This is a genomic window from Streptomyces sp. NPDC053541 (assembly GCF_044544705.1).
GTDB lineage: Bacteria > Actinomycetota > Actinomycetes > Streptomycetales > Streptomycetaceae > Streptomyces.
Genome location: NZ_JBITXM010000001.1, coordinates 360,870 through 386,686 on the forward strand (window position 1 = coordinate 360,870; position 25,817 = coordinate 386,686).

The window sequence follows — 25,817 nt, forward strand, 5'->3', positions numbered from 1 at the left end:
CCTGTCCATGTTCGGCACGGACCCCTGGTGGCTCGTCGCGATCAAGGCGGTCTTCTGCTTCGCGTTCCTGATGGTGACCGTGCTCTTCTCCATCGTGTGGGAGCGCAAGGTCGTCGCCTGGATGCAGCTGCGCATCGGCCCCAACCGGCACGGCCCCTGGGGCATGCTCCAGTCGCTCGCCGACGGCATCAAGCTGATGCTGAAGGAGGACGTGATCGTCCGCCGGGCCGACAAGGTCGTCTACGTGCTCGCCCCGATCGTCGCGGCCATCCCGGCCTTCATGGCGATCGCGGTGATCCCGTTCGGCCCGGCCGGCAACGAGGTGTCGATCTTCGGGCACCGCACCGCGATGCAGCTCACCGACCTGCCGATCGCGATGCTCTACGTCCTCGCGGTCGCCTCCGTCGGCATCTACGGCATCGTCCTCGCCGGCTGGTCCTCCGGCTCGACCTACCCGCTGCTCGGCGGACTGCGCTCCTGCGCGCAGATGATCTCCTACGAGATCGCCATGGGCGCCGCGTTCGCCTCGGTCTTCCTCTACTCCGGGTCGATGTCGACCTCGAAGATCGTGGAGGCACAGGCCGACCGCTGGTTCGTGATCCTGCTGCCGGTCTCCTTCATCATCTACATCGTCACCATGGTGGGCGAGACCAACCGCGCCCCCTTCGACATGCCGGAGTCCGAGGGCGACCTCGTCGGCGGCTTCAACACCGAGTACTCGTCCATCAAGTTCGCGATGTTCATGCTCGCCGAGTACGTGAACATGGTGACCGTCTCGGCCGTGTCGGTGACCCTCTTCCTGGGCGGCTGGCGGGCCCCGTGGCCGATCAGCACCTTCTGGGAGGGCGCCAACCACGGCTGGTGGCCGATGCTCTGGTTCGTCCTCAAGGTCCAGCTGCTGCTGTTCTTCTTCATCTGGCTGCGCGGCACCCTGCCCCGGGTCCGCTACGACCAGCTGATGAAGCTGGGCTGGAAGGTGCTCATCCCGGTCTCCGTGGTCTGGCTGATGCTGGTCGCCACCGTCCGGGCGCTGCGCAACGAGAACTACGACTTCCAGACGATCGTGCTGTACGTGGCCGGGGCCGTGCTCGCGGTGCTGCTGCTGTCCTTCGTGGCGGACACGTTCCGCGACCGCAAGGGCAAGCGGGAGGCACCCGCCGCCGACACCGGCCGCGCCTTCGACCCGATGGCGGGCGGATTCCCCGTACCGCCCAAGCCCGGACAGTCCCTGCCGCCCGTACCGCGGCGTCGGCCCCGCAGCGAGCGGGAGCTGATCGTCAGTGGTGGCCCCGATACTGCTCCTGCGAGTGATGGAAAGGAGACGGACGGTGTCTGATTTCCAGAATCCGGTGGCCGGCTTCGGCGTGACCTTCAAGGCCATGTTCAAGAAGCGGCTGACCGAGCAGTACCCGGAGCAGCAGAAGACGACGGCGCCCCGCTTCCACGGCCGGCACCAGCTCAACCGTCACCCCGACGGCCTGGAGAAGTGCGTCGGCTGCGAGCTGTGCGCCTGGGCCTGCCCCGCCGACGCCATCTACGTGGAGGGCGCCGACAACACCGACGAGGAGCGCTACTCGCCGGGCGAGCGGTACGGGCGGGTGTACCAGATCAACTACGCCCGCTGCATCCTGTGCGGACTCTGCATCGAGGCCTGCCCCACCCGGGCGCTCACGATGACCAACGAGTTCGAGCTCGCCGACTCCTCCCGCGAGAACCTGATCTACACCAAGGAGCAGCTGCTCGCGGGCCTCACGGAGGGCATGGTCGACAGCCCGCACGCGATCTACCCGGGCACCGACGAGCAGGACTACTACCGCGGCCTGGTCACGGAGGCCGCGCCCGGCACCGTCCGCCAGGTCGCCGTCTCCAAGGGGGAGACGGTGCAGGAGGCCGAGTCGACCTTCGGCGAGGGCGAGCCGGCCTCCGGGAAGGCGGCCGGCCGATGAGCGCGGACCTCGCGGCGCAGACCCTCGCCGCCTCCACGACCTCCACCGGCGAGGCCGTCCAGTTCTGGGTGCTCGGCACCGTCGCCGTCATCGGCGCGCTGTGCACGATCCTCATGAGGAAGGCCGTCCACTCGGCGCTCTGCCTGGCCGGCACCATGATCGTCCTCGCGGTCTTCTACCTCGCCAACGGCGCCTACTTCCTGGGCATCGTGCAGGTCGTCGTCTACACCGGCGCGATCATGATGCTGTTCCTCTTCGTGGTCATGCTCGTCGGCGTCACCGCCGCCGACTCCGTGAAGGAGACCATCAAGGGACAGCGCTGGTGGGCCGCCGCCTGCGCGCTCGGCTTCGGCATCCTGCTGATCGCCGGCCTCGGCCACGCCTCCCTGAAGGAGTTCAACGGGCTCGGCGCGGCCAACGGGGCCTACGGCGGAAACGTGGAGGGCCTCGCCGCCCTCGTCTTCACCAAGTACGTCTTCGCCTTCGAGATCACCGGCGCCCTGCTCATCACCGCCGCCGTCGGCGCGATGGTGCTCACCCACCGCGAGCGCACCGAACGCGCCCGCACCCAGCGCGAACTGTCCGAGCAGCGGGTCCGCGAGGGCACGCACGTGCCGCCGCTCCCCGCCCCCGGCGTCTACGCCCGGCACAACGCGGTGGACATCGCCGGCCTGCTGCCCGACGGCACCCCGGCCGAGCTCACCGTGATCTCCACGCTCCGCAAGCGCGGTCAGATCCGTGACGTGTCGGGCGAGGCGCTGGCCGACCTCAAGGCCCTGGAGCAGCGCTCCGCGGAGCGTCTGGGCCGCAAGCGCGACGGAGAGGAGGCCACGCGGTGAATCCCGTCAACTACCTGTACCTCGCCGCACTGCTGTTCACCATCGGTGCCACCGGGGTGCTGATCCGGCGCAACGCGATCGTGCTCTTCATGTGCGTCGAGCTGATGCTCAACGCCTGCAACCTCGCGTTCGTCGCCTTCTCCCGCATGCACGGCAACCTCGACGGCCAGATCATCGCCTTCTTCACGATGGTCGTGGCCGCCGCGGAGGTCGTCGTCGGACTCGCGATCATCGTGTCCGTCTTCCGTGCCCGTCACTCGGCCTCGGTCGACGACGCCAGCCTGATGAAGCTGTGAGGGGCTGACCGTGGACAACCTCATCGCGCTGCTCATCGCGGCGCCCCTGCTCGGAGCGGCCGTCCTGCTGTGCGGCGGACGGCGGCTCGACAAGACCGGGCACTGGCTCGGCACCCTCCTCGCCGGCGCCTCCTTCGTGATCGGCCTGGTCCTGTTCGCCGACATGCTGGGGAAGGGCGCCGAGGACCGGGCCCTGCACCAGCGCCTGTTCAGCTGGATCCCGGTCGAGGGCTTCCAGGCGGACATCGCCTTCCAGCTCGACCAGCTCTCGATGACCTTCGTGCTGCTCATCACCGGAGTCGGCACCCTCATCCACGTGTACTCGATCGGGTACATGGAGCACGACGAGCGCCGGCGCCGCTTCTTCGGCTACCTCAACCTGTTCGTCGCGGCGATGCTGCTGCTCGTCCTCGCCGACAACTACCTGCTGCTGTACTTCGGCTGGGAGGGCGTCGGCCTCGCCTCGTACCTCCTGATCGGCTTCTGGCAGCACAAGCCCAGCGCGGCCACCGCCGCCAAGAAGGCCTTCCTGGTCAACCGGGTCGGCGACATGGGCCTGTCGATCGCGATCATGCTGATGTTCACCACCTTCGGCAGCTTCGCCTTCGCCCCGGTCCTCACGTCCGCGGCCGAGGGCGGGGCGAGCGAGGGCAAGCTCACCGCCGTCGCCCTGATGCTGCTGCTCGCCGCCTGCGGCAAGTCCGCCCAGGTGCCGCTGCAGTCCTGGCTCGGCGACGCCATGGAGGGCCCGACCCCGGTCTCCGCCCTCATCCACGCCGCCACCATGGTGACCGCCGGCGTCTACCTGATCGTCCGCTCCGCCGATGTCTTCAACGCGGCGCCGGACGCGCAGCTCGTCGTCACCGTCGTCGGCGCCGTCACGCTCCTCTTCGGTGCGATCGTCGGTTGCGCCAAGGACGACATCAAGAAGGCGCTGGCCGGCTCGACCATGTCGCAGATCGGCTACATGGTCCTCGCGGCCGGCCTCGGCCCCATCGGCTACGCCTTCGCGATCATGCACCTGGTGACCCACGGCTTCTTCAAGGCCGGGCTCTTCCTCGGCGCCGGCTCCGTCATGCACGGCATGAACGACGAGGTCGACATGCGCAAGTACGGGGGCCTGCGGAAGTACATGCCGGTCACCTTCGTCACCTTCGGCCTCGGCTACCTCGCGATCATCGGCTTCCCCGGGCTGTCCGGCTTCTTCTCCAAGGACAAGATCATCGAGGCGGCCTTCGCCAAGGGCGGCACCGAGGGCTGGATCCTCGGCGCCTGCGCCCTGCTCGGCGCCGCCATCACCGCGTACTACATGACCCGCGTGATGCTGATGACCTTCTTCGGCGAGAAGCGCTGGCAGCCCGCCCCGGACGCCGACCACGCGCCCAGCGCCGAACCGGCCGCCGAGCACGCCGAGGGGCGCATGCCGCACCCGCACGAGTCGCCGAAGTCCATGACCGTCCCGATGATCCTGCTCGCGGTCGGCTCCGTCGGCGCCGGCGCCTTCTTCGAGTACGCCGGATTCACCGAGTGGCTGGAGCCGGTCACCGGATTCGAGCACGGGCACTCCCCGCTCAGCGCCGCCGCCGTCACCGGCGCCACCGTCGCCGTCATGCTCCTCGGCGTCGGCCTCGCCTGGCTCCAGTACGGGCGCCGCCCGGTGCCGGTCGTCGCGCCCCGCGGCTCGCTGCTCACCCGGGCCGCCCGCCGCGACCTGCTCCAGGACGACTTCAACCACATCGTCTTCGTCCGCGGCGGCACCCATCTGACCCGCTCCCTGGTCTACGTCGACCACAGCCTCGTCGACGGCGTGGTCAACGGCACCGCGGCCTCCGTCGGCGGACTCTCCGGCCGGCTGCGCAAACTCCAGAACGGCTACGCCCGGTCGTACGCGGTCTCCATGTTCGGAGGCACGGCCGTGCTCATCGCCGCGACCCTGCTGATGAGGGCGGTGTAACTCATGTCCCAAGTGGTCAACGCGGGCTTCCCGCTCCTGACGGCGACGGCGGCCGTTCCCGCGGTCGGCGCGGTGCTCACCGCGGCCGTCCCGGCGGCCCGCCGCACCGCCGCCAAGTGGCTCGCGCTGCTCGTCTCGCTCGTCACCCTCGCGCTCGCCGCCGTGATCTTCGTACGGTTCGAGCCGGGCGGCGACCGCTACCAGCTCGCCGAGTCGTACGCCTGGATCAAGGACTTCGGCGTCCGCTACGAACTGGGCGTCGACGGCATCGGGGTGGCGCTGATCGCGCTCACCGCGCTGCTGATCCCCTTCATCGTCCTCGCGGGCTGGCACGACGCCGACCCCCTGGAGACCTCCTCCAAGCGGTGGCGGCCCACCCAGGGCTTCTTCGCCCTGATCCTCATGGTCGAGGCGATGGTGATCCTCTCCTTCGAGGCCACCGACGTCTTCCTCTTCTACATCCTGTTCGAAGCCATGCTGATCCCGATGTACTTCCTCATCGGCGGCTTCGGCGACCGCGCGCACAGCGGCACCGACGAGAACGCGGCGGCCCAGCGCTCGTACGCGGCGGTCAAGTTCCTGCTCTACAACCTGGTCGGCGGCCTCATCATGCTGGCCGCCGTCATCGGGCTCTACGTCGTCGCCGGCAACTTCTCCCTCACGGAGATCGCGGCGGCGCGTGCCGACGGCAGCCTGGAGATGGCCACCAGCACCGAGCGCTGGCTGTTCCTCGGCTTCTTCTTCGCCTTCGCCGTGAAGGCGCCGCTGTGGCCGCTGCACACCTGGCTGCCCAACGCGATGGGGGAGGCCACCGCACCGGTCGCCGTCCTCATCACCGCCGTCGTCGACAAGGTCGGCACCTTCGCGATGCTCCGCTTCTGCCTCGGCCTCTTCCCCGAGGCGTCGAAGTGGGCCACCCCGGTGATCGTCGCCCTCGCGCTGATCAGCATCGTGTACGGGGCGCTGCTCGCCGTCGGCCAGCGCGACATCAAGCGCCTGGTGGCCTACGCGTCGATCTCCCACTTCGGCTTCATCATCATGGGCATCTTCGCGATGACCAGCCAGGGCCAGTCCGGCGCCACGCTCTACATGGTCAACCACGGCATCTCCACCGCCGCCCTGATGCTGGTCGCCGGCTTCCTGATCTCCCGGCGCGGCTCCCGGCTCATCGCCGACTACGGCGGTGTGCAGAAGGCCGCCCCGGTGCTCGCCGGCACCTTCCTGATCGGCGGACTCGCCACCCTGTCGCTGCCCGGACTCGCCCCGTTCGTCAGCGAGTTCCTGGTCCTGGTCGGCACCTTCGCCCGCTACCCGGTGGCCGGGATCATCGCCACCACCGGCATCGTCCTCGCCGCGCTCTACGTCCTCGTCCTCTACCAGCGGACGATGACCGGCCCGGCGAACGAGCAGACCCGGTCCATGCCGGACCTGCGGGTCCGCGAGCTCGCGGTGGTCGCCCCGCTGATCGCGGTGCTGATCTTCCTCGGTGTCTTCCCCCAGCCGCTGACGGACGTCGTCAACCCGGCGGTGCGGCACACCATGTCCGATGTCCAGCAGAAGGACCCGAGCCCCGAAGTGGAGGCGGCCAAGTGAGCGTCACCGCCGTCGCACCCGCCGTCCACACCCTGTGGACGACGGCCGCCGGGCCGATCGACAAGATCCCGGCACCCCACATCGAGTACACCCAGCTGGCGCCCGTCCTCATCACGGTCGGCGCCGCCGTGGTCAGCGTCCTCGTCGAGGCCTTCGTGCCGCGCCGGGCCCGCCACCACACCCAGGTGTTCCTGAGCGTCCTCGCGCTCGCCGCCGCCTTCGCGGCCGTCGTCGGCCTCGCCGCCGGCGGCTACGGCTCCACCAAGGCCCACATCGCGGCCATGGGCGCCATCGCCGTCGACGGCCCCGCCCTGTTCCTCCAGGGCACCATCCTGCTCGCCGCCATCCTCTCGGTGCTCACCTTCGCCGAGCGCAGGCTCGACCCGGCCGACCACGGCCACAAGGTCGACTCCTTCGCCGCCGAGGCCGCCGCCGTGCCCGGCAGCGAGCAGGAGAAGGCGGCCGTCAAGGCCGGCTTCACCACCACCGAGGTCTTCCCGCTGGCCCTCTTCGCGGTCACCGGCATGCTGGTCTTCCCGGCCGCCAACGACCTGCTGACGCTCTTCGTCGCGCTGGAAGTCTTCTCGCTGCCGCTCTACCTGCTGTGCGCCGTCGCCCGCCGCAAGCGCCTGATGTCGCAGGAGGCCGCGGTCAAGTACTTCCTGCTCGGCGCCTTCTCCTCGGCCTTCCTGCTGTTCGGCATCGCCCTGCTCTACGGCTACGCGGGCTCCGTCTCGTACGCCGCGATCGCCGACGTCGTCAGCGGCGACGTCCCCGCGATCGACCCGGCGCTCGCCGCCACCATGGGCAACGACGTGCTGTTGCTCATCGGCTTCGCCCTGGTCCTGATGGGTCTGCTCTTCAAGGTCGGCGCCGTCCCCTTCCACATGTGGACCCCGGACGTCTACCAGGGCGCCCCGACCCCGGTCACCGGCTTCATGGCCGCGGCCACCAAGGTCGCCGCGTTCGGCGCGCTGCTCCGCCTGCTGTACGTGGTGCTGCCGGGCCTCACCTGGGACTGGCGGCCGGTCATGTGGGGCGTCGCCATCGTCACCATGCTGGGCGGTGCGGTCGTCGCCATCACCCAGACCGACATCAAGCGGCTGCTCGCCTACTCGTCGATCGCGCACGCCGGCTTCATCCTGGCCGGTGTCATCGCGGCCACGCCCAGCGGCGTCTCCTCGGTGCTGTTCTACCTCGGCGCCTACACCTTCGTGACGATCGGCGCCTTCGCCGTGGTCACCCTGGTGCGCGACGCCGGCGGCGAAGCCACCCACCTGTCCAAGTGGGCCGGCCTCGGGCGCCGTTCGCCACTGGTCGCGGCGGTCTTCGCGGTCTTCCTGCTCGCCTTCGCCGGCATCCCGCTGACCTCCGGCTTCTCCGGCAAGTTCGCGGTCTTCAAGGCGGCGGCGGACGGCGGCGCGGGCGCGCTCGTCGTGGTCGGCGTGATCTCCTCGGCGGTCGCCGCGTTCTTCTACATCCGGGTGATCGTGCTGATGTTCTTCAGCGAGCCGAAGGCGGACGGCCCCACGGTCGCCGTGCCCTCCGGCCTCACCTCGGTGGCGATCACGGCCGGCGTGGTCGTGACGCTCGCGCTCGGCTTCGCGCCGCAGTACTTCCTGGACCTGGCGGGCCAGGCGAGCGTGTTCGTGCGCTAGCCCCGATCCCGTACGCGCAGAGGGGCCCGGCCGCCGCACGGCGGCCGGGCCCCTCTGCACGTCCGGACGCGGACACGCGCCGGGCCTCAGTCCAGGGGGCAGACGCCACTCAGGGCCTGGAGGTTCTCGATCCCGCCCCGCAGCTTCTCGCTGCTCACCAGCGCGGCCGTCACATCGGGATGCATGTCGGCCGGAGGGGTCTCCGCCTGCTTGGCGTCGGCCTTCCCTTCGAAGGCGTCGGCCTGCTGACGGAACACCGACCGCACGGCCGGGTCGTCCGCCTTCCCCGCCGCGGTGGTCATGCCCTCGGACAGCTGCCGGAAGGCGCCGGCGAGGTCCTGCGGCGTCCGGACCTCCCGGGTGGAGAGCGCGCTGTTCGCGGCGAGCGCCTCGGAGCAGCCCGCCGGCTTGCCGTCGCCACTGGTGGCCACCACGACGGTCACGGTGGCGGCGGCCGTCACCGTGACGGCGGCGGCGGTCACGCCCGCCTTGGTGGAGACCGTCGTGGCGAGCTTCCCGAAGAAGCCGCTCACCTTGCCGCCGGTCGCCGCGGCCGGCGCGGCCAGCGGCGGCGACAGGATGAGCAGGGCCGCGGCCACGGCCGCCTTGTCGCCCTCCAGGAGGTGCCGGGTCTGCTCCTCGGTATGCACGTAGTAGGCGTGGTCCTTGCTGAGACCACCGCGCAGGGCGGCGATCCGGCCCAGGCCGTAGAGCTGCAGGGCGACCGAGCCGGATCCCGCGGTGAGCGCGGCGGCCACGGCGACCCGGACGAAGCGCGAGGTCAGCGCCCACTGCCCGCCGGCGTTCAGCGCCTGCGCGACGGTCAGCAGCAGATGCGGATCCGGCCGGCCGGTGACGGCCTCGCCCCGCGCGAGCGCGGCCATCAGCCCCTCGGCGGCCGTGGCGGCCGGCGCGGGGTCCCAGCCCAGGTCCCGTACGGCGGCGGCCGCGTCCCGGGTGATCGCGTAGCCGTCCCCGGCGCGGACGACCAGCCGCCGGTCGAGCAGTTCCCGCTCGCTGCCCGCGTCGCCCGGGTGCCCGGTGACCGGCGCGAACCAGGCGGGGGCCAGCGGCGTGGCGAACGTGGCCAGGGCCACCAGGACCCGCCGGGCCGGTTCGTCGAGGGCGACCGCCAGGGCCCCCGCCTGGTGCCGGGGGCTCAGCCGCTCCGGGTCGAAGGCCGGGGGCCGCTCGTGCGGGCCCCGGTCGGCGCGCTCGCGCCAGTCGTCCGAGGCCTTGATGAAGCGCGCGTACAGCAGCAGCCGCTGCGGCCGGCCTTCGGACATGCGGTAGGCGAGGTCGAACTGGAGGTTCTGGAGGCCCTCCGGGCCCAGCTCCAGGCCCAGTTCGGCGTTGAGCAGCTCGATCGCCGCGGCGCGGGACAGCGGCTGCACGTGATGGGCGGCCGCCGCGTCGGGCAGGGTGCGGTACGGCGAGGTGAAGAGGAACGTGCACCCGGAGAAGGTCTGCAGCAGCCGGCGCAGCTCGGACTCCTCCAGCGCGCAGTCGAGGACCGTGACGTGCACGTCGCGCACGCCGGCGACGGCCTGGCGGAGCTCGGTCTCGTCGACCCCGCGCAGGAAGCGGTGGCCGAAGAAGACGGTGGCCAGGCGCTCGTACAGGGTCGCCAGGCTCTCGGGCTCACCGGTCCGGGGGCGCAGCACGTGGCCCCGGGTGCCGCGGGCCCGCAGCCGCTGGTGGACGGCGTCCGCGATCGCGCCGCGGCCGACGCCCTCGTCCCCGTACAGCTGGACGCTCGTGCCGGCGGTCAGCTGGGCGACGACGGTGTCCACGAGCGCCTGGCGGCCGAAGAGCGTGACGTCCGCGGGGGCGGCGAGCAGCTCGGGCGGGCGCAGGGGCAGCTCCGCGAGGGCGGGGACCTGGACGTAACCGCCCTTCTGGAACACCAGGTTGATGGCGTTGTCGCCCTGGCTGACGATGCCGTGGTTGACGTCGACCACGGCTTTGCGGGCTCCGGGCACGGGGGCGGGCGCGGGCGCCGGAGCCGCCCGCCCGGCCCGGTCCTCCGGCGGGGTCCCGGCGCTGCTCATCGGCCCACGACGTTCACGGCGCCGTCCCCGGTGGACACGATGCCGGTCACGTCGCCGCCCACGGACACCGACCGCTCGCCGCCGGCCTCCACGGCCGGGGCGGGCAGCAGGGCCGCCAGCTCCGCGCGCAGCTCGGGGGAGTCCCGCAGCGCCTGCCGGATCCGCAGGCGCAGCGCGGCCACGGCGTCCGGGTCGTCCTCGGCCTCCGCCAGGTCCGTCACCGCCGCGTCCAGCGCCGGGCGGTCCGGAGCGTTCCGGCGCAGTCTTTCGAGCAGCCGCTGACCGAGGCGCACGGTGGCGCCGGCGGCCTCGTCCTCGGCACGGGTCAGCACCGCGGCACCGTAGGCGCTCACCGCCGCGCTGACCGCCGGTACGGCCTGACTCAGAAGGATCTCGATCTCGGACACGGATACCCCCGTGGGCGTGTCGACGCATCGGACGCGGAGGAAGGGCGACGGCCCACCGCCGCGATGGCCAACCTCTGTGTACCGAGAACCCCTTGCCGCCGCACGCCCTCCTCTCACTTTGGCGAGAAACCGCCGTGAGGGGCCGGCGCCGACCCCGGGCCGCCCGGCCCCGGGCACACGGAAGGCCCGGCCTCCGTGCGGGGCCGGGGCCTTCGGTGCGCGCGCTACGGCTTCTGCGGCTGCTTGCCGTGCTCCTCGGTGCACGGCGTGCAGTGCACCCGCGGGTTGTACGGGGTGAAGACGCCCTTGGGGTTCTTCTTGTAGATCCACGCGTGCAGGGTGTAGACGTTCCCGACCGGCGGGATGTCGGCCGGGCCGTCGAAGGGGTGGTCGAAGAGGACCGGCCTCGGCTGGCCGGTGTTGGGGACGACCCACTCGACGGCGACCAGCTCGCGCTTGCCGGTCTTGTGGTTCGGCGCGTAGAGGACGGCGGCCGGCTTCGTCGGGTCGGTCGAGCCGATGTTCGCGGGCTTCACGTAGTGGTAGCCCATGCCGCCGAGTTCCGGTTCCTCGACGCAGACGTCCGTGCGCTGGTAGCCGTCGGCGATGGCCGCCTGCTCGGACGTGTACTTCTTGGTGGCCTCGTACGTCTTCTTGAGGTCCGGGTGCGGGAAGTCGTGGCCGGCCGGTGCCTTCGCCACGGCCGGGGCGGCCCCCAGGGCCAGCGAGGTGACGGCGGCCAGCGCGAACGCGGCCATGAGGGGGCGGGGTCGTGCGGACATGTGTGTCTGCTCCTCGGGAGGGTGGGCGGGCCCCGAACGGGCCGCCTGACGTGGGCGGGCTCTCCCCGGTTCCCGCCGTCCCCAGCAGCCTGACCCGGCGGGCGGGGAGGCCGCACGCGGGGGTGACCCATTGGGGGTCACCGTGTCATCGTGAGTAACCGCCCGGATTGGTCTCGACCATTGAGGCCGATCGGCGGGCCGAGCCGACCCGACCCGCCGACCCGCCGACCCGCTGACCCCGCCGACCCGAGGGAGGCCGCACGATGCGCGGCACCACCGCGTTGCCCGACAGCCCCTGCACCGCGTCCCGGCGCGGCGAACCACCCGTGCACCGCCTGGAGATGCGGCTGCCCGACGACGTGCCCTTCGCGGCCGGCAGCTTCGACACCATCGGCCCGATGTCCCGGGCCGCGTTCCCGCACCGGCACACCTTCTACGAGATCGTCCACGTCACCCACGGCACCGGCACCCATGTGGTCGACCTGGACCGCTGGGAGCTCCGCCCGCCCCAGCTCGGCCTGATCCTGCCCGGCCAACTCCACCACTGGGAGGACGTCCACGGCCTCGACGGCTCCGTCGTCCTCTTCACCCCCGAATTCCTCCTCGACCACCCCGGCGACCACGAACTCCTGCGCCGCATCGGCGAACGCCCCTGGCTCCGCCTCGACCCCGCCGCCCACGCCCGCACCGGCCGGCTGATCGCCGAGCTCAGGGAGGAGTACGGGCACGGCGACCCCGGCTTCGCGACCGTGCTGCGCTCGCTGCTGCACGTCCTCCTCGTGCGCACCGCCCGGCTCCGCGGACCGGACCGGCCGGCGGCACCGGCCGCGGCGCCGCCGGGCCGGGCCGCCGCCGTCGCCGAGGAGTTCGCCCGGCTCCTCGCCCGTACCGGACGGGACGGCGGCGCGGACCTGCCCCGCTCGGTCCGGGACTGCGCCCGCCGGATCGGCGTCACCCCCGGCTACCTCACCGAGGCGGTACGGGCGGCCCTCGGCCGCACCCCGGCCGGACTGCTCCGCGAGGCCCGCACCCAGGAGGCCCAACGCCTGCTCGCCCGCACTGAATTGACGGTACGCCAGATCGCGGCCCGGACCGGCTTCGACGACCCCGCCTACTTCTGCCGCTTCTTCCGGCGCGAGACCGGCATGAGCCCCGGCGACTTCCGAAAGCACCACGACCACCGCGCTGCGTCCATCGAAGCGGGCCCCGCCCGCACCTAGGTTTCTGGTCGATCGCACGACTCCCCGCCCCCCGGCCCCCACAGGAGGAGCAGGCATGGACCGCGAGACCAGTACCGGACACGTCACCCGCAAGACCGTGCTGCGCGCGGCGCTCGCCGCCGGCATGGCCGCGCCCGCCGTGCTCATGGGCGTCCCGGCGCTCGCCCGGACGCTCACCGACGGCGCGGGCACCCCGCCGCTGACCCCGGCCTGCGACGACGGCGACGAGCCGACCGTCGCGCAGATCGAGGGCCCCTACTTCAAGCCGAACTCGCCGCTGCGCACGAGCCTGTTGGAGCCCGGCACGGCCGGGGTGCGGCTCACCGTGAGCGGCTACGTCTTCGGGCGGGCCTGCCGGCCGATCTCCGGGGCGCTGCTCGACTTCTGGCAGGCGGACACCAACGGCGCCTACGACAACACCGGATTCCGCTTCCGCGGGCACCAGTTCACCGGCGCGGACGGCTCCTTCGCGCTCACCACGATCGTGCCGGGCCTCTATCCCGGCCGCACCCGGCACATCCACGTCAAGGTGCAGGCGCCGGGGCGTCCGATCCTCACCACGCAGCTGTACTTCCCGGGCGAGCCCCGCAACAACACGGACTCGATCTTCGACCCGCGACTGCTGATGAGCGTGCGGGACGCCGGCGGCGGCAAGGAAGCCGCCTTCGACTTCGTCCTCGACGTCCCCCAGGACCCGGGCCCGAGCCCCACCCCGACGCCCACGCCGACCTCGACGGCCCCGGGCGGCACATGGGCGGTCGGCACCGCGTACCGCGCCGGGGACGCGGTCACCTACGCCGGGCGGGGCTATGTGTGCCTCCAGGCGCACACGGCCCAGCCCGGCTGGGAGCCGCCGGCGGTCCCGGCCCTGTGGGCCGCCCGCTAGGCCGTCCCTCTCGGATCAGGCGGAGGCGGCGGGGACGATCCGGCCGGTGACCTCGCCGAGGGCGACCCGGGTGCCGTCCGGGCCGGGGGCCCAGGCGGTCAGGGTGACCTCGTCGCCGTCCTCCAGGAACGTGCGCTTGCCGTCGGGCAGGTCGAGCGCGTCGCGCCCGTTCCAGGTGAGTTCGAGCAGCGAACCGCGCTGGCCGACCTCGGGCCCCGAGACCGTGCCGGAGCCGTAGAGGTCGCCGGTGCGCAGCGAGGCGCCGTTCACGGTCATGTGGGCGAGCTGCTGGGCCGCCGTCCAGTACATGGAGGCGAACGGCGGCTCGGCCACCACCTGGCCGTTGATGGCCACGCTGATCCGCAGGTCGAAGCCGCCCGGCTCCTCCTCGGCGGAGTCGTCGAGGTACGGCTGGAGCGCGAAGTCCCGCGCCGGCGGGGCGACCCGGGCCGCGTCCAGGGCTTCGAGCGGCGTCACCCAGGCCGACACCGAGGTCTGGAAGGACTTGCCGAGGAACGGGCCGAGCGGCACGTACTCCCAGGCCTGGATGTCGCGCGCCGACCAGTCGTTGAGCAGCGTCAGACCGAAGACGTGCTCGCGGAAGTCGGCGAGCGGCACGGGCGTGCCGAGCGTGGACGGGGTGCCGACGAGGAAGCCGACCTCGGCCTCGATGTCCAGTTTGACCGAGGGCCCGAAGACCGGCGCCGGGTCGGCCGGCGCCTTGCGCTGTCCGGCCGGGCGCACGACGTCCGTGCCGGAGACCACGACGGTGCCGGCCCGCCCGTGGTAACCGATCGGCAGGTGCTTCCAGTTCGGGGTGAGCGCGTCGCCGTCCGGGCGGAAGATCCTGCCGACGTTGGTGGCGTGGTGCTCGCTCGCGTAGAAGTCGACGTAGTCGGCGACCTCGTACGGCAGGTGCAGGGTGACCGCGTCGAGCGGGTGCAGCAGCGGTTCCACGACCGGCCGGTGCGCGGGCACGGTGACCCAGCCGACGAGCGCGCGCCGCACGTCGCGCCAGGCGGTGCGGCCCGCCGCGAGCAGCGGGTTGAGGCTGGGCCGGTCGAGCAGCGCCGCGTACGGCGAGCCGAGGGCGTGCGCGGCGGCCCCGGCGTCGAGCACGTACCCGCCGATCCGGACGCCGAGCCGGCGGCGGTCGGGCTCGTCGGCGGTGGAGAAGACGCCGTACGGAAGGTTGTGCGGGCCGAAGGGGTCGCCCTCGGGCAGGTCGAGCGGGCTCTGCTCGGGCATCGGTGCTTGCCTCGCTTTCCAGGTGTGTGGGGGACACGTTACGGGGCGGGCGCCGAGCCGCTGATGACATGTGTCACACGGAAAGTGCGGCCTCCGTGGGCAACCGTCCCGATTCGTTCCGTATGCGGAGCCGGTGCGCCCGCCGGGCGCCGGGAGGCCCGTCGCGGGCGCCCGGATCACCCCGCGCGGAGTCGCGTTCCGGTTCTACGATCAGGGCGACGGGGTCGGCGTTGCGCCGCGTGAGATTTCCGCAGGCGCCCCTTCCCCGTGTCTTTTCGCTTTGTTGGCCGTGAGTTCGTTCGCTCGGCTCACCGCCCGACCTGGGGGATGTGTTCATGAAGTTGCGCCGCATTCTGGCGACGTCCGTCGCCGCCGCGGTCACCGCGCCCGTTCTTCTCCTTTCCGCCGCCCCGGCATTCGCCGACGGAAAGCCCGGCTCCGGAGCCGCGGAACAGCGCACGAAGAAGCCGACGATCGCGGAGTTGCGGGAGGCGGTGGCGAAGGCGCGCAAGGAGGTCGACAAGGTCGACGCGGACAGCCGGGAGAACACTCGGCGGATCCTCGCCGTCATGGAGACGCTGAAGCCCGGTGGCACCCACCCGCTCGCCGTCTCCCGCGACGCCGCGCAGGCGGAGGCCGTCGCGGCGGCCTCGGCGAAGACGACGGCCGACGAGAAGCTCGCCGCGGCCGAGAAGGCGCTCGCCGCGCTGCCCGAGTCGGCGACCCAGGAGGAGAAGGACGCGGCCCGACAGGCCGTGACCGGGGCCAGGGCGGGCGCGGAGGCGGCGGCCGCCGCCAAGGCCGCCGCCGACGCCAAGGTCACGGGGGCCGAGGACGCGGTCGACGACGAGAAGGTGCGCCTGGTCCGCGAGCACTCGGCGACGTTCGTGCCGCTGCGGGAGGCCGCTGCCAAGGCCCTCGCCGACGCCGAGAAGGCTCTGGAGCGGGCACTCGCCGAGGGCGAGGACCCGGAGGACCCCGACGACGCCTGCGAGGACGTCACCGAGACCCTCACCGTCCGGCTGACCGGCCCGCGGCGGATCGCGGCCGGCGCGAGCGGCGACTTCTCCCTGCGCGTCGGCAACCGCACCGGCGCGCCCGTCGCGCACCCGGACGCCCTGCTCAGCCTGGTCGACGCCGGCACCGGGGACGACGACCTCGGCCGCTGGCTCGACCTCAAGGCCTCCGTCGGCGGCGCGCCGTGGGTGGACCTGGACGAGGACTCCGCCCTGGTCCGGCTCACGCCCATGAAGGCGGGCGCGAGCACCGACGTGAAGCTGCGCGTGACCGTCGACGCCAAGGCCCCCCGGGCCTACGCCTCGCTCCTCGCCACCGTCGGCTACGACGCCGAGGACGGCTCCTGCGGCTGGGGCGGCGAGGACCGGGCCGACTTCACGATCGCCCAGGGCGCCGCGAAGCCGGGCAAGCCCGCGAAGCCCGCCCAGGGCAACGGCAACACCACCGCGCAGGGCGGCTCGTCCACCACGCCGGTGCGGACCACCACCACGACCACGAGCACCACCGGCACCACGACCACCGGCGGCACGCTGGCCGCCACCGGCGCCGGCCCCGCCGCCCTGCCGATCGCCCTCGTGGGCGGCGCGGCCGTGGCGCTGGGCGCCGGGGCGATGGTCGCCGTGCGCCGCCGCAGGGCCGGCGCGGACGCCTGATCCGCCGGGACCGAAGAGGGGGCCCGCATTCCGTACGGAGTGCGGGCCTTTTCCATGACAGGGAAAGGGACGTGAGGGCTTGTGACATGGATCACGAAGAAAGTGCGGCCCTCGTGAGCAACTGTCCGGATTCGCCTGCGTTTCCCGTCGGGCGGCCGGGCGGGCCGTTCCGCACCCGCTGAATTCCCGGTGCCCGGGCGCTTTTTCGCGCCTAGGATTCGGAACAGCGTCGTGCCCGCGTGAGGTAGCCGCAGGCGCGCGACCCCCACAACATTGCTTTTCCTCGTCTTCGTCCGACCAGAAAAGGTCCACCTTGAAGATCCGACGCATTCTCGCCACCGCCGTGGCCGCGGCCGTGACCACCCCGGTCGTGCTCCTCTCCGCCGCACCCGCGTTCGCCGACACGAAGCCGGCCGCGCAGACGCAGAACCAGACCCAGGACATCGAGAAGCTCCGCCTGGCCGTCGTCAAGGCCCAGGCCGCCTACGACGCCGCCGTCGCGCACGTGGCCGAGCTCAAGACCGCGCTCGACGAGTTCGACAAGAACCACCCCGAGCTCGTCACCGCCCGCGCCGACGCGCGCAAGGCCTCCGACGAGGCCGCCGCCGCCAAGACCGCGGCCGACCAGAAGCTGGCCGACGCGCAGAAGGCCATGGACGAGCTGCCGGCCGACGCCACGGACGACCAGAAGGTCGCCGCCGCCAAGGCCCTCGCGGACGCGCAGACGGAGGCGGCGACCGCCAAGACCACGGCCGACGCCAAGGCCGCCGCCCTCGCCGACGCCCAGAAGGCCTACGACGACGCCCGGGTCGCGCTCGTCCGCGACATCGGCGTCGCCCAGAAGGCCGTGACCGACGCCAAGAAGGCCCTCGACGCCGCCCAGAAGGCGCTGGAGGAGGCCGAGAAGGCGGAGCCGGGCGACGAGGACTGCCAGGCCGACAAGAGCCTCGTCACCTCCGTGACCGGCCCGAAGAAGATCACCGCCGGCACCAGCGGCGTCTTCACCTTCCGCGTCACCAACAAGGGCAAGGTCGAGCTGGGCGAGGTCGGCGGCTACGCCGAGGCCTTCGCCCTGGACGAGGACCTCGACCCCTACCTCCACCTGACCTGGTCCTCCGCCACCAGCCCGAAGTGGCAGGCGATCGACGGGGAGGACGGCTTCTCCAGCCTGTCCTCCCTCAAGCCGGGCAAGTCCTTCGACTTCAAGCTGAAGGTCGCGGTCGACGCGAAGGCCCCCGCCGGTGACGGCGTCGTGGTCGCGGGCGGCGCCTACATGAACGAGGACGGCTCCTGCGGCTACGACGAGGAGGGCTCCTACGCGGAGTTCGGCATCGTCAAGGCCCACAAGCCCGGCACCGGCAACGGCGGCTCCGCCGGCGGGAACGGCAACACCTCCCCGCAGGGCGGCCAGTCCACCGCGCCGGTCGCCACCGGCACCTCCGGCTCCGGCGGCTCCACCGGCGGCAGCCTCGCCACCACCGGTGCCGGCTCCTCCACCCTGCCGATCGCCCTCGCGGGCGGCGCGGCCGTGGTGCTCGGCGCCGGGGCGATGGTCGTCGTGCGCCGCCGCAAGGCCGGCGCGGGCGCGTAAGCGCACGGCGTAGCAGAGGCAAGCAGGACCGAGGGGCTCCTTCCGGCGACGGTCCGCCGGGAGGGGCCCCTCGCCGTGTCCGGGTGGGCCCGGGTGGGCCCGGGTGGGCCCGCTCAGCCCGCCGTGCGGGGGAGGCGTTCCTCCCAGGTGCGGTGGAAGACGACCTCCTCGCCCTCCCGGCAGATCAGCTCGTCGGAGGTGAAGAACGCGTCCGCGTCGCAGGAGACCTCCGAACGGGTCTCGATCCGCACGTCCCAGGCCTCCTCCGGGCGGTGCAGCCGGACCGCCCAGGTGGCCCGGGTGCGGGCGGTCAGCGGGTCGGACTCGCCGATCGTGTACGTCTCGGCCGCCTCCTCCGTGCACTCCAGGCCGTCCGGGTACACCCGCGTGCCGCTCCCGCCCGGGCACGGGTCCACCTCCAGGCGCCACTCGCCCCGCGCCACGTCCCGCACCACCAGCCGCTCCGGCCGGGGCTCCTCCAGGGTGCGCGGGCTGCTGACGCCGAGCGGCTCGGCGTGTTCCGGCTCCGCCCAGTCGACGGCGTCCCGGGTGGGCGCGCGGACCGGGAGGGTGAGGGAGGAACCGGCCGGGTCGAGGGTGAAGCCGGCCGCGTCCGGCTGCGGCCAGACCCACGGCCAGTAGGCGGAGGAGACGGCCAGCCGCACCCGGTGGCCGGGCCGGAAGGCGTGGCCGGTGGCGGCCAGTTCGAAGGAGTACGTCTCCCACTCGCCGACCTGTGCCTCGACGGCCCGGTCCGGGCCGTAGCGGGCGGAGAGGTTCAGCGCGCCCCGGGTGACCAGGGTGGAGGTGCCGTCCGGGGCGACGTCGCAGAGCCGGGCGACGACCTGGCCGGTGGGCGCGGACGTCAGCAGGCGGAGGCGGACGGACGGGCGCCCGAGGACCTCGACCGAGGGCCCCTCCTCGTCGTCGTCCGTCCCCGCGCCCTCGGTCCCCTGCCCGGCCGCCGGGACCGGGAAGTCGAAGCAGGCCGAGCAGGCGTCCTCGTCCCGCTGGTCCGGCGGCAGGTCCGCGGCGCCGCCGCCGGGGACCGGCAGGCCCGCGTCGAGCCCGGTGCGCTGCGGCGAGTCGACGAGGACCGGGGCGCCCTGGAAGCCGTACGCCACGGGGGTGACGTACGGCGAGGGCCAGGCGGGCTCGGTCACCCAGCGGCCCGGCAGCTCCTCGGGCGCCGGGGCCGGCGGGTGGGACGCGCCGATCCAGACGCGCAGCAGCGGCTCGGCCATCACGTCGTTGTCGACGCCCCGCAGATGGTGGTCCCACCAGCGCAGGGTCTCCTGGAGGAAGCCGATCGCCGGGCCGGGCGGCAGTCCGCCGTCCGGGTAGCCGTGCGACCAGGGGCCGACGATGCCGCGCACCAGGTCCTGCGGCAGCCGCTCGGCCAGCCGCAGCACGGTGTCCCCGTACGGCTCGTGCCAGCCGCCCACGGCGAGCACGGGCACCGCGACGCCGGACGGCTCCTCGCGCGGGCCGCCGGGCCGCCAGTAGGCGTCGCGGGTCTGGTGGGCCAGCCAGGTGTGCACGGACGGGCGCACCGCCTTCAGGCGCCGCAGCCAGGTCTCGCGCCAGTCCCCGGCGGCGTAGCGCGGGTCCGGGGGCCACGAGACGCGGGCGAGCCCGGCCGCCGACCGGGCGGGCAGGCCGCAGGCGAGGACGGAGCCGCCCAGGTAGTGCCCGCCGTCGTCGTAGCGGTCGTCCGGGGCGCCGACGGCCACCACCGCCTTCAGCGGCGCGGGCGCGAGCGCGGCGATCCGCAGGGCCGCGCCGCCGCCGGGGCCGAGGCCGAACATGCCGACCCGCCCGGTGCACCAGCGCTGCCCGGCGAGCCACTCCAGGACCGCGACGCCGTCCGCGAGCTCGACCGGGTCGTACGCGTCGCCGGGCAGGCCCCCGCTGTTGCCGTGCCCGCGCGCGTCCACCCGTACGGAGGCATAGCCGTGGCCCGCGTACCACGGGTGGCGCTGCCGGTCGCGCGCCGCGGTCGCGTCCGTGAGCCGGTCCGGCAGGTACTCGAGCAGGGCCGGTACGGGCTCCTCGGTGACCGGCCGCCAGACCCGGGCGTGCAGCTCCGTCCCGTCCGGCAGCGGGACGCGGACGTCCTCGTGAGCGGTCTCGTACGGGAAGTCGGTGCGGATCCTGGGCCCGTTCGGGCCGCCGGGAAGCGAACGCATGGGGTCGGATCACCTCAATGGACGGGGGCGGCGGCCGTGCGTCCCGCGGACGGTGTCGATCGCCGTTCGACCACCGTTCGCTCACCGTTCCGGACAAACCGCCCACTCCTGGCCTTAACGACTGATCCCGAACATACCGGGGGTGACGGGAAGGCGCCCACGGTGATCGAAACGTGACCGGATACGCTGGCTTGAGTGAGTGGACCGACACATCGACAATCCCGGTCGCCGGGGTGTCGCGGACGTGCGGTCCGGCAAGCGTCAGCAGGCGTCAGCAGACAGGAGACCTCCTCGTGACCGTCGTCGGGCCGTTCGGTCTTAGCGTGCGGGACCAGGCTCTTGAAGCCGATGTCCAGACCGGTTTGGCGGCCGTGGAGGCCGGACTCCTCGACGCCACCAAGAGCGACGTGCCGTTCATCACCGAGGCGGCCCAGCACCTGGTGCTCGCCGGCGGCAAGCGGTTCCGGCCGCTGCTCGTGATGCTCGCGGCCCAGTTCGGCGACCCGTACGCGCCGGGCGTCGTGCCCTCCGCCGTCGTCGTCGAGCTCACCCACCTCGCCACGCTCTACCACGACGACGTCATGGACGAGGCGGCCGTGCGCCGCGGCGTCCCCAGCGCCAACAGCCGCTGGGGCAACTCGCTCGCCGTCCTCACCGGCGACTTCCTCTTCGCCCGCGCCTCGCACACCCTCGCCGACCTCGGCCCCGAGGCCGTGCGCATCCAGTCCGAGGCCTTCGAGCGGCTCGTCACCGGCCAGATCCTGGAGACCGCGGGCCCGCAGGGCGACCGCGACCACGTCGACCACTACCTCGACGTGCTCGGCGGCAAGACCGGCTCGCTCGTCGCCGTCTCCTGCCGCTTCGGCGCCATGATGTCCGGCGCCGACGAGTCCGTCGTCGACATCCTCACCCAGTACGGCGAGCGGCTCGGCGTCGCCTTCCAGCTCGCCGACGACGTCCTCGACATCGCCTCCGACTCCCACGAGTCCGGCAAGACCCCCGGCACCGACCTCCGCGAGGGCGTCCCCACCCTGCCCGTCCTCCACCTGCGCGCCGCCGCGGCCGCCCACGGGCGCCCCGAGGACCTGGAGCTGCTCGCCCTGATCGAGGGCGACCTCAGCGACGACGCCCGGCACGCCGAGGCGCTGCGCCGGCTCCGCGTCCACCCCGCCCTGGAACAGGCCCGCCGCGACACCGTCCGCTACGCGGAGGAGGCCCGCGCCATGCTCGCCCCGCTCCCCGAGGGCTACGCGAAGGCGGCCCTCCAGGAGCTGTGCGACGCGGTCGTGCACCGCGCGGGCTGAGACCCGTACGGCCGGGCCCGTCCCGCCCGTTCGGGGGGCCCGCCCTAGGGGCGGGTCATCCCCGAGAGGTAGGCCAGGTTGATCCCGGGGGCTGACGATTCGGCGGCCCCGCCCTGGTGAGATGGAGACATCGACCACGAGGGCACGGAGGGAACGCAGACCATGGCAGCACAGCGCAAGGCGAGTCGTTACATCGTCCCGGTCGCGGTGGCCGGAGTGGCCGCTGCGACCATCGGCCTGGTGCCGGCGCTCGCCGCGTCCGGGGACCCGGACCTGCCGGAGATCACCGCACAGCAGCTCATCGAGAAGATCGCCGCCTCGGACACCCAGACCCTGTCCGGCACCTTCCGGATCAGCACCGACCTGGGACTGCCGTCCTTCGCCGGGCTGCTCCCGTCGGCCGGCCCGTCCGGTCCGGGCGGCTCGTCCACCGCCGACCCCTCGGCGAAGCTCACCGAGCTGGTCTCGGGCTCGCACACGCTGCGGGTCGCCGCCGACGGCCCGGACCGGCAGAAGCTCACGGTCCTGGACGGCTCCGACGAGTACAGCCTGGTGCACAACGGGGACGACCTCTGGGCGTACGACAGCGCGTCGAACGAGGTCTTCCACGAGAAGGGCCGGTCCCCCGAGGGCGGAACCCCGGAGAAGGAGCTGCCGGGCACGCCCAAGCAGCTCGCCGACGAGGTCCTCAAGGCGGCCGGCGACACCACCTCGATCACCGTCGGCGGCACCGCCAAGGTGGCCGGCCGGGACGCGTACCAGCTGGTGATCAAGCCCAAGCAGGCCGGCTCGACGGTCGAGTCGGTCACGATCGCGGTGGACGCGTCCACCGGTACGCCGCTGAAGTTCACCCTCGACTCCGTCAGCGGCGGCAAGCCGGTCGTCGACGCCGGCTTCACCAAGGTGGACTTCGCCAAGCCGGCCGCCGACACCTTCGACTTCAAGCCCCCGAAGGGCGCCAAGGTGACGGAGGGCGCGGCGGAGAAGGCAGACAAGGACGCCGGCAAGGACGCCGAGGACACCTTCGGCAAGGGCTTCGGCAAGGAGTTCGGCGGGCTCTTCGGCGGCCTGGACGCGGACGACGAGGGCGCCGGCCCCGAGACCATCGGCGAGGGCTGGACCACCGTCGCCAAGCTGAACACCGGCGCCCCGGCGCCGAAGACGGACGAGGCGCCGAAGGAGGTCCAGGGCTTCCTGGACGCCCTCGGCGACAAGGTGAGCGGGAAGTTCGGCTCCGGCACCGTCTTCAAGACGAAGATCGTCAACGTCCTGATGACGGACTCCGGCACGGTCTACGTCGGCGCGGTCACGCCCGACAAGCTCGTCGCCGTGGCCGACTCCGCGAAGTAGCCGCACGCACGGCACACGGTTGGGACCCCGGGTGGGTCGGGGGCGATGGTCACCGACCCACCCGGGCGCTTGCGGATGCCGCCTACGGGAAGGTCAGCTTGAAGCCGCTGATGTAGCCCGTGTCGGCCGAGGCCTTGTCCTGGACGCGCAGCTTCCAGGTGCCGTTGGCGACCTCGGTGGAGGCGTTCACGGTGTAGGTCTGGTTGATGTTGTCCGCGCTGCTGCCGGTCCTGTTGTGCAGGTTGTAGACCGAGCCGTCCGGCGCGACGAGGTCGACGACCAGGTCGCCGATCCAGGTGTGGACGATGTCGACGCCGACCTGGAGGGTGCTGGGCGCGTTGCCGGACACGCCGGTGACGGTCACCGACGAGGTCACCGCGGCGCCGTTGTCCGGGACGGCGACGTCGGCGGTGTTCTCGAAGACCGTGCCGGCCGGGGGAGTGGTGGAGCCGCTCGACAGGTTCCAGATCGCGTAGGCGATCGCGTCGGAATTGCGGTCCAGGGCCGTGTCGTTGATGTTCGCCGTGGTGTCGCACGAGGAGTGGTAGCAGCGGTCGAAGGCCTGCCCGGCCGTGCCGCCCCACTTCTGCGCCTGCGCGGAGGTCTTGGTGTAGTCGGCGCCGGAGAACAGCCCGCCGACCGGCACGCCCGCGTTCTTGAACGGCGCGTGGTCCGAGCGCCCGTCGCCCTCGGTCTCGATCTCCGTGGGGATGCCGAGGCCCGCGTAGTACGTCTTGAAGGTCTGCTCGATCGTCGGGTCGTCGTCGTAGACGAAGTAGCCCGGGTTCGGCGAGCCGATCATGTCGAAGTTCAGATACGCCTTGATCTTGGACCGCTCGGTGGACGGCGTGTTGTTCACGTAGTACTTCGAGCCGACCAGACCGAGCTCCTCCGCGCCCCACCAGGCGAAGCGCAGGTGCTTCGTCGGCTGGAGCTGGGCGCGGGAGACGGCGAGGGCGTTCTCCAGGATGGCGGCGGAGCCCGAGCCGTTGTCGTTGATGCCGGGCCCGGAGGTCACCGAGTCGAGGTGCGAGCCGGACATGACGACCTGGTTGGGGTCGCCGCCCGGCCAGTCGGCTATCAGGTTGTAGCCGGTGGAGCCGTTGTAGGAGAACTGCTGGATCGCGGTGGTGTAGCCGGCCGCGTCCAGCTTCGCCTTCACGAAGTCGATCGAGGCCTTGTAGCCGCTGCGCCCGTGGGCGCGGTTGCCGCCGTTGGCGGTGGCGATGGACTGGAGGTCGGCCAGGTGCTGCTTGACGTTGGCGACCGGGATGTCGGGCGGCGTGACGGCGGCGGTGCCGGTCGGCGCGGCGGTCGCGGCCGGTGCGGCGCCGGCGAAGGCGCCGAGGACGAGGGCCGAGGCTCCGGCCAGGGCGGACAGTCTCGCGGAGAGTTTCATGTGGGGGCTCCGGATTCCGAACTGGGGATGGGACGGAACGTACGAGCGCCTCGCGCCGTGGGTGACGCGAGGCGTGGAGCAAGGAGCTGACGAGCGACGAGCAATGTGCGACGTGCGACGTGCGACGAGCAGTCGTGCGGAAGAGCGCATCGAACGACTGCGCTTTGTGGGACGAATGTTCAGCGAGAGTTTGACTCGCCGTCAAGGGCGGAATCCGGTCAGGACCGTTCGCTCACCGAACACCCCAGCGCCCGCTGCCGCAGCGTCGACAGCGCGTCGTCGAGGGGATGAGGCGAGCTCCACCGGAAGAGGTTCACGGCGATGGACATCTGGCGCCTGCCGTCCGCGCGGGTCATCGACACCGTCCCGGCGCCCCACACCGTGCCCTCGTTGCCCCAGAAGGTGCCGCAGCCCGGCACCTCGACCTTCTGCAGCCCGAGGCCGTACGAGATCGTCGACCCGTCCAGGGCGATCACCGGCACCGTGCGCCGCATCTCCGCCAGCGAGGCGGGCGTGATGATCCGGCCGCCGAGCAGGGCCCGGTAGAAGCGGTTCAGGTCCTCCATGGTGGACACCAGGCCGCCGCCCGCCATGTCCCAGGACATGGTGTAGACGCTGTAGTCGCGCGGCGGTTCGAGCGCGCCCCACAGCGCCTCGTACATCTTCGAGTGCGGGCCCCGGATCCTCGGCCCGGTGGGGAAGAAGGTGTGCCGCAGCCCGGCCCGCCCGATGACGTTCCGCGTGATGTACTCCTCCGCGGGCTCGCCCGTCACCCGCGCCAACAGCTCGCCGAGCAACAGGTAGTTGGTGTTCGAGTAGACGCCGGGGAGCGCGCCGGGCTCGGCCGACGGCGGAGCCGCGAGTCCGAGCGCGATCAGGTCCGGCACGTGGAAGTCGGTGAAGCGATTCTCGTCGAGGCTCTTCGAGGAGACCGGCCCGTCGGCGCCGGTGATCGACGGGAAGGCGTACGGGATGTACTCGGCGAAGCCGCTGGTGTGGTTGAGCAGCATGCGCACCGTCACCGCCCGGCCGCGCTCGCCCGGCACCAGGTCGGGCAGGTAGTCGCCGACCGGCGCGTCGAGCCGGACCCGGCCCTGCTCGACCTGCTGGAGCACGGCGGCGGCGGTGAAGGCCTTGGTGATGCTGCCGACCCGGTGCAGCAGGTCGGGCCGCACGGGTCGCCCCGACTCCAGGTCGGCGACCCCGGCGGCCCCCCGCCAGGTGCGCCCCGCGTCCCGCACCTCGGCGAAGGCGCCCGGCATCCCGGCGGCGTGCAGCCCGTCCAGGGCGGACTGGAGCGCGTCGGGGTCGAGCCCGGGGGTCGGGGCGGGAGCGGGGGCGGCGGGAGTGGCGGGCGTGGCGGGGGTGGTGCTCGCGGCCATCAGGCCGAGGGCGGCGAGCCCGAGCAGTGCCAGGCGCAGGTTCATGAGTCGA

20 protein-coding genes are annotated in these 25,817 nt (G+C 72.6%); 13 read left to right on the forward strand and 7 right to left on the reverse strand.

The window, feature by feature from the left end; all coding sequences use genetic code 11:
• Window positions 1-7: 7 nt before the first annotated feature.
• From nuoH to nuoN, 7 genes are read left to right on the forward strand one after another with little or no spacing between them, the layout of a single operon-like run.
• Complete coding sequence (gene nuoH / locus ACIGW2_RS01855) at window positions 8-1,336, forward strand: NADH-quinone oxidoreductase subunit NuoH (protein WP_399840925.1); 1,329 nt, start codon at window positions 8-10, stop codon at window positions 1,334-1,336.
• A complete protein-coding gene (gene nuoI, locus ACIGW2_RS01860) occupies window positions 1,329-1,946 on the forward strand; it encodes an NADH-quinone oxidoreductase subunit NuoI (protein ID WP_361574939.1) in 618 nt (205 codons plus the stop codon). The genes nuoH and nuoI overlap by 8 nt, the downstream gene beginning before the upstream one ends.
• Window positions 1,943-2,785: an NADH-quinone oxidoreductase subunit J gene (locus ACIGW2_RS01865; RefSeq protein ID WP_361574942.1), complete on the forward strand. Its 843-nt coding sequence runs from the start codon at window positions 1,943-1,945 to the stop codon at window positions 2,783-2,785. Before nuoI ends, ACIGW2_RS01865 begins: the two co-directional genes overlap by 4 nt.
• On the forward strand, window positions 2,782-3,081 hold the full coding sequence (gene nuoK / locus ACIGW2_RS01870) for an NADH-quinone oxidoreductase subunit NuoK (RefSeq protein ID WP_356061246.1): 300 nt from the start codon (window positions 2,782-2,784) through the stop codon (window positions 3,079-3,081). The genes ACIGW2_RS01865 and nuoK overlap by 4 nt, the downstream gene beginning before the upstream one ends.
• A 10-nt stretch (window positions 3,082-3,091) precedes the next feature.
• Entirely contained in the window at window positions 3,092-5,035 is a 1,944-nt protein-coding gene (gene nuoL / locus ACIGW2_RS01875) for an NADH-quinone oxidoreductase subunit L (protein ID WP_399840568.1), read from the forward strand.
• A 3-nt stretch (window positions 5,036-5,038) separates the two neighbouring features.
• Complete coding sequence (locus tag ACIGW2_RS01880; RefSeq protein WP_391653263.1) at window positions 5,039-6,628, forward strand: NADH-quinone oxidoreductase subunit M; 1,590 nt, start codon at window positions 5,039-5,041, stop codon at window positions 6,626-6,628.
• Window positions 6,625-8,286 (forward strand): NADH-quinone oxidoreductase subunit NuoN, encoded by a 1,662-nt coding sequence (gene nuoN / locus ACIGW2_RS01885; protein ID WP_391653262.1) that lies wholly within the window; start codon window positions 6,625-6,627, stop codon window positions 8,284-8,286. The genes ACIGW2_RS01880 and nuoN overlap by 4 nt, the downstream gene beginning before the upstream one ends.
• An 86-nt stretch (window positions 8,287-8,372) precedes the next feature.
• Here nuoN and ACIGW2_RS01890 read toward each other — a convergent pair whose 3' ends face one another.
• From ACIGW2_RS01890 to ACIGW2_RS01900, 3 genes are all read right to left on the reverse strand, one after another.
• The gene (locus ACIGW2_RS01890) at window positions 8,373-10,337 is read right to left on the reverse strand and encodes a hypothetical protein (RefSeq protein ID WP_399840570.1); all 1,965 of its coding nucleotides are present in this window, start codon (window positions 10,335-10,337) and stop codon (window positions 8,373-8,375) included.
• Entirely contained in the window at window positions 10,334-10,744 is a 411-nt protein-coding gene (locus ACIGW2_RS01895) for a hypothetical protein (RefSeq protein ID WP_361574957.1), read from the reverse strand. Before ACIGW2_RS01895 ends, ACIGW2_RS01890 begins: the two co-directional genes overlap by 4 nt.
• 224 nt (window positions 10,745-10,968) lie before the next feature.
• Window positions 10,969-11,526 (reverse strand): hypothetical protein, encoded by a 558-nt coding sequence (locus ACIGW2_RS01900; protein ID WP_391653258.1) that lies wholly within the window; start codon window positions 11,524-11,526, stop codon window positions 10,969-10,971.
• 263 nt (window positions 11,527-11,789) lie between these two features.
• On the opposite strand from ACIGW2_RS01900, the gene ACIGW2_RS01905 reads away from it, so the two are divergent.
• Together ACIGW2_RS01905 and ACIGW2_RS01910 are read left to right on the forward strand one after the other, a co-directional pair.
• Window positions 11,790-12,746, forward strand: coding sequence for an AraC family transcriptional regulator (locus ACIGW2_RS01905; RefSeq protein WP_399840572.1), 957 nt, complete (start codon window positions 11,790-11,792; stop codon window positions 12,744-12,746).
• Window positions 12,747-12,801: 55 nt separating this feature from the next.
• Window positions 12,802-13,632, forward strand: a complete 831-nt coding sequence (locus ACIGW2_RS01910; protein ID WP_391653256.1) for a carbohydrate-binding protein — start codon at window positions 12,802-12,804, stop codon at window positions 13,630-13,632.
• A gap of 15 nt (window positions 13,633-13,647) precedes the next feature.
• Here the strand turns inward: ACIGW2_RS01910 and fahA are convergent, their stop codons facing one another.
• Entirely contained in the window at window positions 13,648-14,880 is a 1,233-nt protein-coding gene (gene fahA, locus ACIGW2_RS01915) for a fumarylacetoacetase (RefSeq protein ID WP_356061264.1), read from the reverse strand.
• Between the two features lie 335 nt (window positions 14,881-15,215).
• Between fahA and ACIGW2_RS01920 the strand changes: the two genes are divergently transcribed.
• Window positions 15,216-16,550, forward strand: a complete 1,335-nt coding sequence (locus ACIGW2_RS01920) for a peptidase (RefSeq protein ID WP_399840575.1) — start codon at window positions 15,216-15,218, stop codon at window positions 16,548-16,550.
• A gap of 313 nt (window positions 16,551-16,863) precedes the next feature.
• Window positions 16,864-18,141 (forward strand): LPXTG cell wall anchor domain-containing protein, encoded by a 1,278-nt coding sequence (locus tag ACIGW2_RS01925; RefSeq protein ID WP_399840576.1) that lies wholly within the window; start codon window positions 16,864-16,866, stop codon window positions 18,139-18,141.
• 113 nt (window positions 18,142-18,254) lie between these two features.
• On the opposite strand, the gene ACIGW2_RS01930 is transcribed toward ACIGW2_RS01925, so the two are convergent.
• Window positions 18,255-20,330 (reverse strand): CocE/NonD family hydrolase, encoded by a 2,076-nt coding sequence (locus tag ACIGW2_RS01930; RefSeq protein ID WP_399840577.1) that lies wholly within the window; start codon window positions 20,328-20,330, stop codon window positions 18,255-18,257.
• 293 nt (window positions 20,331-20,623) lie between these two features.
• On the opposite strand from ACIGW2_RS01930, the gene ACIGW2_RS01935 reads away from it, so the two are divergent.
• Both ACIGW2_RS01935 and ACIGW2_RS01940 read left to right on the forward strand, forming a co-directional pair.
• The gene (locus tag ACIGW2_RS01935; RefSeq protein ID WP_361574979.1) at window positions 20,624-21,634 is read left to right on the forward strand and encodes a polyprenyl synthetase family protein; all 1,011 of its coding nucleotides are present in this window, start codon (window positions 20,624-20,626) and stop codon (window positions 21,632-21,634) included.
• Between the two features lie 162 nt (window positions 21,635-21,796).
• The gene (locus ACIGW2_RS01940) at window positions 21,797-22,984 is read left to right on the forward strand and encodes an outer membrane lipoprotein carrier protein LolA (RefSeq protein WP_399840579.1); all 1,188 of its coding nucleotides are present in this window, start codon (window positions 21,797-21,799) and stop codon (window positions 22,982-22,984) included.
• Window positions 22,985-23,066: 82 nt separating this feature from the next.
• Here ACIGW2_RS01940 and ACIGW2_RS01945 read toward each other — a convergent pair whose 3' ends face one another.
• Together ACIGW2_RS01945 and ACIGW2_RS01950 are read right to left on the reverse strand one after the other, a co-directional pair.
• Window positions 23,067-24,383, reverse strand: coding sequence for a M28 family metallopeptidase (locus ACIGW2_RS01945; RefSeq protein WP_399840580.1), 1,317 nt, complete (start codon window positions 24,381-24,383; stop codon window positions 23,067-23,069).
• A 218-nt stretch (window positions 24,384-24,601) separates the two neighbouring features.
• Window positions 24,602-25,810 (reverse strand): serine hydrolase domain-containing protein, encoded by a 1,209-nt coding sequence (locus tag ACIGW2_RS01950; RefSeq protein ID WP_399840582.1) that lies wholly within the window; start codon window positions 25,808-25,810, stop codon window positions 24,602-24,604.
• Window positions 25,811-25,817 lie beyond the last annotated feature (7 nt).